Origin of the sequence: Mesorhizobium sp. M4A.F.Ca.ET.020.02.1.1, from assembly GCF_004022645.1 — a bacterium.
GTDB lineage: Bacteria > Pseudomonadota > Alphaproteobacteria > Rhizobiales > Rhizobiaceae > Mesorhizobium.
On sequence record NZ_RZOI01000249.1, the window covers coordinates 1 to 7613 of the forward strand.

The window sequence follows — 7613 nt, forward strand, 5'->3', positions numbered from 1 at the left end:
GGAAGTCCGACCGGTAGTTCTCGATCATCAGCGCGATCGGCCCCTGGTTGATGCCGACATGGTCCGGCGATACCCAGCCGCAGGCGCGGCCGTCGGCAGCGGCGATTGTCGGATTGAAGCTGGCGGTGAAGCCGTAAGGGTTGCCCTCGTGCAGGTCGATCTCGCGGAAATGGCGGAGCACCGGCAGCACGATCTCGGGCGCAAACGGCAATGAGGTAATCGCCGCCCAGGGCGACAAGGTGCCGTCATCCGGACCGAAAGGCGCGCCGCGCGCCAGATAGCCGAAGAAGCGTCGGCCGCCGATCGTCAGAGGGAGCTTTTTCAGGCCCGGGCCATCACTGGCGGTGACGCCCCAGCAATTCTCGTCATAGCCGACGAAGCCCTTCGGATTGCGGATGGCGTAGTCGCGCTGCAGGTAGGTCGCCTGGCGGCTGTTCTCGAAATAGTCGGTGCCGTGCCTGTGCATGAAGGCATCGCGGATGCCGCGGAAATCGATCCAGACATGTGAGAACTGGTGGACGAAGAGCGGCCCGGCATAGACCAGTTCCCGGCCATAGATCTTCTTCCACTTGTAAGTGGAAAGCCAGGCCGCATAGGACTCGGGCGGCAGCGGATGGGTCGGCGAGGCGAGGCCCAGCACATAGAGGATCACCGCCTCGTCATAGCCTTGCCAGCGGTAGCGCAGGAAGCCCTTCTCGGGCCGCCAGCCATGGCTGACGGTAGCGCCGCCATCCTGCGCCCAGCGCCAGTCGGCGCGGCGATAGAGCGCATCGGCAAGCCGGCGGATTTCCAGTTCGGATTCGTCGTCGGCGTCAAAATAGGCGCCGGCTGCCAGCACGCCGGCAAGCAGAAGTGCCGTGTCGACCGTGGACAGCTCGCACTTCCAGACGCGGCGGCCTGTCTTCATGTCAAGGAAATGATAGTAGAAGCCCTTGTAGCCGGTGGCGTCGGGTTCTGGCCCGTGCGGCGCGTTCCAGAAGAAGCGAAGCGTGGCGATCGTCCGTTCAACGGCAGCGTCGCGGGTCATGAACCCACGCTCGACGCCGACGGGATAGGCCGACAAGGCGAGCCCGACGGCGGCGATGCTGGCGGGCGACGCCGGCGTGTTGCGGTCGGCGATCAGGCCATTTGCCGGGTTGGCCTCCTTGAGAAAGTAATCGAAGGACAGGCGCTGGATGCTGGAGAGAAGTTCCTCGTTCAGCTTGTGGTCGCTCGATGCATCCATGGCTACCGATATAGAGGCCTTCGCGGCGCTTCCCAACTTTTTGGCCGATCAATCATAGTGAGGCAGGCGAGGGCCGATAGCGAGAGGCGCATCAACCGCGCCGATTGGACCGCCATATCGACGGCGCTGCCATCTGGTCCCGCCGATTGCCCTGAGATATCCGCAGCCAGATGAGTGAAGCCGTGAAGACATCCAGCCTGACAGGCGTCGTTTCCCCGATGATTCCGGTGCTCGTATGCGCGCTCGCCATCTTCCTGCTTTCCGGGATGGATGCGGCGATGAAGACGCTGGTTATCGCCGTGGGCGTCTACAATACGGTGCTGTGGCGCGGCTTGCTCGCGACTGCAGTCGCGGGCGCAGCTTGGTCAGCGGGATCGTGCTCGCTGCCAACCATTGCGGTGCTGAGGCTACATGCCCTGCGGGCCATGGTTGTCGGCATCGTCCTGATATCATTCTTCTGGGGGCTTGGCAGGCTGCCACTCGCGGAGGCCGTCGGGCTCAGCTTCGTTGCGCCGTTGATCGCTCTCTTCCTCGCCGCGTTGTTGCTGGGCGAGCGAGTCCGGCGGGAGGCAATCTGGGCATCGATCGCCGGCATCGTTGGCGTGGCGATCATCGTGTCGCGCCAGTTCGGGCAGGCAAGCTATTCGCAAGACGCCCTGCTGGGCACGGCGGCGGTGCTCGTATCGACGGTGTTCTACGGCTACAACCTGATCCTCGCCCGGCAACAGGCGCTGGTGGCCAAACCAGTCGAGATCATGTTCTTCCAGAGCTTGGCCGTTGCAATCATCCTCGGCCTCGCCGCGCCGTGGCTCGCCGTCGCCCTGCCAGCCAATCTTTGGCTTCCCTTGGCCGGAGTGACAGCGCTGTCGCTTGCCGGCCAATTCCTGATGAGCTGGTCCTACGCCCGCGCCGAAGCGCAATATCTCATTCCAACGGAATATTCGGCCTTCATCTGGGCGATCGCGTTTGGCTGGTTCTTCTTCGACGAGGCGGTCACCTGGACGACGCTCGCGGGAGCATGCCTGATCGTCGCCGGCTGCCTGATCGCCGCGCGGGCAAACCCGAAACTTGCCGAGCCGATCGAGGCAGCCGTTTGACCGTCGCGGTCAGCGCTTTTCGGAATCGCGAAAGACCCCGGTCTCCACCTCGTGCATGAAGTGAGCGATGTGCGCCGCGCATTGGCGATGGTGCGTCTCAAGCAGCATGTGGCCGCTTTCAAAGACATGGATTTCGATGGCGTGGAGGTCGCGATTGTAGGCCATGACCTCATCCACCGCGAAGAAGGCATCATGGCGGCCCCACAGCACAAGGCAAGCTGGCCGGTGGTTGCGCAAGTAGGCCTGGATGGCGGGGAAGCGCGCGATGTGTGAGCCATAATCTGTGAAGAGTTCGAACTGAATGTCAGTGTTTCCGGGCCTCTCCAGGCGCTCGGTGTCGAGATGCCAACTCTCGGGCGGAAACAAGACCTTCAGACGTTCTGGAAGACCGCCGATATACTGGTTGCGGGTGCCCTCGAAATTCATCCAGTCCGGCAGCTTGGCGCGGTTGTCGTCCGTCGGTTCGGCGAAGAACACCTTGGGTGCGTCCCAAGCCGGTCCCAGCCCCTCCTCATGGGCATTGCCGTCCTGGACGATCAGGCCGAGGATACGATCCGGCCGTCGTGTCGCGAGATGGTAACCGACGGGCGCGCCGAAGTCGGTGATATAGAGAAAGAACCGCTCGAGACCAAGGGCCTCAATGAATGCCTCGATCGTGTTGGCGAGGTTCTCGAACGTGTAGTCATAGGCGTCGGTGGAAGGGGCGGACGAGAAGCCGAAACCGGGCATATCCGGTGCCACCACATAGGCTGTCTCGGCCAGTGGCTCGATGATGTTGCGATAGACATGTGAGGAAGTCGGATATCCGTGCAGCAGCAGGATTGCCGGACGGTCCGGGTCGCCGGCATGACGATAGAAAATGTCGAGGCCGTCGGCACGGATGGTTTCGTGCCGTGTCTTGTAAGGATCGGTTCGCATCGTCTGTCTCCCATGGCCCCGTGCTGCTGGCGACGCTCTGGCTTTGAAACCACATATCTGTATGATTACGGTTACATCGTAACTGCATAATGCGGTTAATAGGGTTATGTTCCATGGCGCAGACACACACCGAATGGGTGCCGGAGCACTTCATAGGCGGGCATTCCGCCCTGGACCTGTCGAACGCCGTGTTCGACCGGCGCGTGCCGGCGCCCGACAATGAACTGTTCAAGTCGACCCAGGATGTTGCCAACTGGTTCATGGCTTCAGGGCTTGCCGACCATCACCAGGCGCAGGCCGTTTCCGAGATCGAAGATGGGCGCTTCGTGGAACGGGTTCGCGAAGTCCGTGAAGCGTCTTTTCAGATTTTTGAGCCGATCGCCGCGGGCAAACCGTCCGCGACCGAGGCGCTCAGCGTCCTGTTCTCATGCGCGGCGAGCCCGCTAGCCACCGGGTCGGTCGACTTGCACGACACCAGACCGCAGCCAAGCCAGTGGCGGGACCCGGATGCCGTCACCGCGTTCCTTGCTTTGCTGTCGGTCGAAGCCTTCTTCAGCTTGCCGCGGGACAGGCTGCATTCCTGTCCTCGCTGCGGCTGGCTTTTCCTCGATACGTCGCGCGGCGGCAAACGCCGCTGGTGCAGCATGCGCACCTGCGGCAACCGCGAGAAGGTCTCGCGCCATAGGGGGCTTAGCGCCGCCTAATGTCAGCGCGCGATCTGCCGGTGACTGTCCGGCAGGCGCGTTGCGATCAGCTTGTCGATGCGGCGGCCGTCGAGGTCGACGACCTCGAAGCGCCAGCCCTGCGCATCGACGCATTCGCCGGTCGCCGGCAGGTGATGCAGATGCGACAGCACGTAGCCGGCGACGGTCTCGTAGTCGCGGTTTTCGGGCAGGTCGATGCCGAGCACCTCGGCCATCTCGTCGGCCTGCATGTAGCCGGCGAGCAGCCACGAGCCGTCTTCGCGCTTGACGGCGTTTTCCTCCTCGCCGGCATCGAGGTCCGAGCGGAAGACGCCGGTTATCGCTTCCAGAATGTCGGCCGGCGTGACGATGCCTTCGAAATGGCCGTATTCGTCATGGACCAGCGCCATCGGCACGTCCGATTCCTTCAGCTTCTGCAGCACGTCCAGCGCATCGGCCTGGTCGTGCACGATGGGCGCGGCGCGCACATGCTGGCGTGGCTCCAGCACCTTGCCGCCGAGGATCGCGGCCAGCACGTCGCGTGTCTGGACGACGCCGACCATGGCGTCGACATTGCCGTCCCCCGCGGGCAGGCGCGAATGCTGGGTCTCGATCAGCAGCCTCTTGATGGCCGCCTCGTCTGACTGCAGGTTGATCCAGTCGACCTCGGTGCGCGGCGTCATCACAGCGCGCACGGCGCGGTCGCCGAGCCGCATGACGCCGGCGATCATGCGGCGCTCGTCTGATTCGATGGTGCCGTGATGCTCGGCTTCGGCGACCAGCATCTTGATCTCCTCGTCGGTGACCTTCTCTTCGCTCTCGCCGCGCTGGCCGAGCAGCCAGAGGACGGCGCGACCGGAAATGTCGAGCAGGAAGACGAGCGGCGCCGAGACGGTGGCGAGGACGGTCATCGCGGGCGCCGCCCGGACGGCAACCCGCTCGGGATCGCGCAGCGCGATCTGCTTCGGCACGAGCTCGCCGACGATCAGCGAAGCGTAGGTGATGATCGCGACGACGATGCCGACGCCAAGCGGATCGGCAATGGTTTCGCGCACGCCGTTCGATGCCAGCAATGCCGCCAGCCGCTCGCCCAGCGTGGCGCCGGAAAAGGCACCGGAGAGAACGCCGACCAGGGTGATGCCGATCTGCACCGATGACAGGAACTTGCCGGGGTTGGAGCCGAGCGCCAGCGCGCGGCCAGCGCCCTTAACGTTGCGGTCGATCATTGCCTTGAGGCGGGCAGGGCGTGACGAAACGATGGCAAGTTCGGACATTGCCAGAAGACCGTTCACGCATATGAGGACGGTCACGATGGCGATTTCAAGATAAAGCATGAAGGGTCAATAGCATTGCCGCAGTGCATTCGAAAATAGCGGGGCCGCTATTTTTCGAGGTCACTGCTCCAGGGGTGGTCCCAGGGCGGCGATGAGAAGTGCTCGACCAGCGCATCGACGACGACACGCACCTTGGGCGCGAGATTGCGCGTCACCGGCCAGATCGCATGGACGACGATGTTTTCTATGAGACAATCCGACAGGACAGTTTCGAGCTCGCCGCTGCTGAGGCTGTCGGCGGTCAGCCATGTCGGCAGGAAAGTGATGCCGCAGCCGGCGAGGGCGGCATCCAGCATCGGTTCGCCGTGGCCGAGGATCAGCCGCGCCTGCGGCCGGAATTTGCCGATATGGCCATCGGCATGCCTCACCATCCAAGGATGGACGATGCCGTTGCGGCCATAGGCGATGATGCTGTGGCCGGCGAGGTCCTCGATCGACTGCGGCCGGCCATGCTGCTCGAGATAGGCCGGAGCCGCGCAGATAGCCGAGCGCTGCGTGTAGATGCGCCTTGCCGCCAGCGACAGGCTGTCGTCGAGATCGCCCATGCGGATGGCGAGGTCAATGCCCTCCTCGATCAGGTCGACACGCCGATCGCTGAACGAGATTTCCATCGTCAGATCCGGGTGGCGACTGGCGATGCCGAACAGGACGGGCGCGACGCATCTGCGCCCAAAGGCGAGCGGCACGTCGACGCGCAGCTTGCCTGACGGCACCTGCCGGCGCGAAGCGAGCAACGATTGCGCGGCGTCGATCTCGGCAAGCGCCCTGACGCAGGCCTCGTAGTAGCTAAGGCCTTCGCTGGTCGGGCTGAGGCTTCGGGTCGTGCGATTGAGCAAGCGGACCGCCAGCCGCCGCTCCAGTTGCGCGATCGACTTGCCGACTGCCGATTTCGTAACGTTCAGGCGCTCGCCGGCGCCGGTAAAGCTGCCAGCCTCGACCGCATGCACGAAAGCGAGGATGCCTTGCAGGCTGGCCGCCTCCACGGCGCTCTCCTATTGTAGAATTTTTATCTTCAATCAGTATCCAAATATACCGCATAGAGGCACTATTTTCCATAGTTTGATCGCTTAATTATTCCGCATCCCGATCAAAACGCGGAGGCGGACCGAGATGAGCATCAACATCAACAGATCCTGGCAGATGAGCGGGTTCGGCCTGTCAAAGCTGCAACTGGTGGACGGCAGGATACCCGAACCCGGCCCGCGCGATCTTTTGGTGCGCACCAAGGCGGTGTCGCTGAACTACAAGGACCGGATGATCGTGGACGGCGTGCTGATCCCCGACCTGGGCTTTCCCTTCGTGCCGACGTCCGACGCCGTTGGCGAAGTGGTGGCCGTGGGCAGCGATGTCCTCCGCTTTCAGGTCGGACAGCGCGTGCTCGGCCAGGTGCTCGCCGACTGGCCGGATGGCGATGCGCCGCCGGTGCTGCACAAGCACACGCTGGGTTCCTCGCTGCCGGGCACGCTGTCCGAATACGTGATCCTCGGCGAGGATGCCGCGGTGCTGGCGCCGCCGTCGCTGAGCGACGCCGAGGCTGCGACGCTGCCGATCGCGGCGCTGACGGCATGGTTCGCGCTGGCCGAGGCGACAAAGCCGGTGGCGGGCGAAACCGTGCTCATCCAGGGCACTGGCGGGGTGTCGCTGTTTGCACTGCAGTTCGCCGCTGCCTTCGGCCTGCGCGCCATCGTTACGTCAAGCAGCGACGACAAGCTCGCCAGGGCGAGCAAACTCGGAGCCTGGCAGGTGATCAACCATCGCAGCCAGCCAGCATGGGACGAGGTTGCGCGCGAGCAGACCAATGGCGCCGGTGTCAAGCACGTGCTGGAAATGATCGGCGGCGACAACGCGCGGCGTTCGATCAATGCGCTTGCCGCCGACGGCCGCTTGACGGTGATCGGCCTGCTCGGCAGCATGGAGCTGAACTTTCCAATCCTGCCCTTCTTGCGCAATCGCCTCACCGTGCAAGGCATTTCTATCGGCCATCGCCGCAGCTTCGAGCGCATGAACCAGGCGGTCGAGGCGCTCGGCATCAAGCCCGTCATCGACAAAGTCTTCGGCTTCAACGAGGTGCCGCAGGCCTTCGATTGTCTGGAAAAAGGCCCGTTCGGCAAGGTCGTCATCACCACGACCTGACCTCCACCGGTTCCGTCACGGCAGCGGTTTCAATACCCCGATCACTGCCTTGCCGTCGGTGAAATACGGATCGCCGCCGCCGTTGCGGCCCGTTTTCGTCGCACCGATTCCGGCGATTTCGCTGGTCGAGGCCAGCATGCCGGCATTGGTGAGATCGCCGATCAGGAAGTCGCGCTCGGCATCGATGTCGGGGCCGATGTGATGGGTTATCGCCCCGGTGTCG

At 63.7% G+C, this 7613-nt stretch carries 8 protein-coding genes; 3 read left to right on the forward strand and 5 right to left on the reverse strand.

Features of this window, described 5'->3' with window-relative positions; genetic code table 11:
- The coding region (locus EN742_RS16915; RefSeq protein WP_128333050.1) for a glucoamylase family protein at positions 1–1225 on the reverse strand (1225 nt) is incomplete at its 3' end.
- Positions 1226–1395: 170 nt separating this feature from the next.
- Here EN742_RS16915 and EN742_RS16920 point away from each other — a divergent pair.
- The gene (locus EN742_RS16920) at positions 1396–2322 is read left to right on the forward strand and encodes a DMT family transporter (RefSeq protein ID WP_126058726.1); all 927 of its coding nucleotides are present in this window, start codon (positions 1396–1398) and stop codon (positions 2320–2322) included.
- A gap of 9 nt (positions 2323–2331) precedes the next feature.
- Here EN742_RS16920 and EN742_RS16925 read toward each other — a convergent pair whose 3' ends face one another.
- Positions 2332–3240, reverse strand: coding sequence for an alpha/beta hydrolase (locus tag EN742_RS16925; protein WP_126058727.1), 909 nt, complete (start codon positions 3238–3240; stop codon positions 2332–2334).
- 137 nt (positions 3241–3377) lie between these two features.
- On the opposite strand from EN742_RS16925, the gene EN742_RS16930 reads away from it, so the two are divergent.
- Positions 3378–3944 (forward strand): CGNR zinc finger domain-containing protein, encoded by a 567-nt coding sequence (locus EN742_RS16930; RefSeq protein ID WP_245455416.1) that lies wholly within the window; start codon positions 3378–3380, stop codon positions 3942–3944.
- Between the two features lie 2 nt (positions 3945–3946).
- Here EN742_RS16930 and EN742_RS16935 read toward each other — a convergent pair whose 3' ends face one another.
- Both EN742_RS16935 and EN742_RS16940 read right to left on the reverse strand, forming a co-directional pair.
- Positions 3947–5257: a hemolysin family protein gene (locus EN742_RS16935; protein WP_126058728.1), complete on the reverse strand. Its 1311-nt coding sequence runs from the start codon at positions 5255–5257 to the stop codon at positions 3947–3949.
- Positions 5258–5304: 47 nt separating this feature from the next.
- Complete coding sequence (locus tag EN742_RS16940; protein ID WP_126058729.1) at positions 5305–6240, reverse strand: LysR family transcriptional regulator; 936 nt, start codon at positions 6238–6240, stop codon at positions 5305–5307.
- Between the two features lie 127 nt (positions 6241–6367).
- Between EN742_RS16940 and EN742_RS16945 the strand changes: the two genes are divergently transcribed.
- Positions 6368–7390 carry an NAD(P)-dependent alcohol dehydrogenase gene (locus EN742_RS16945; RefSeq protein ID WP_126058730.1) on the forward strand — a complete coding sequence of 341 codons (1023 nt, stop codon included), beginning with the start codon at positions 6368–6370 and terminating at the stop codon, positions 7388–7390.
- Between the two features lie 15 nt (positions 7391–7405).
- Here the strand turns inward: EN742_RS16945 and EN742_RS16950 are convergent.
- The coding region (locus tag EN742_RS16950) for an LssY C-terminal domain-containing protein (RefSeq protein ID WP_189375387.1) at positions 7406–7613 on the reverse strand (208 nt) is incomplete at its 5' end.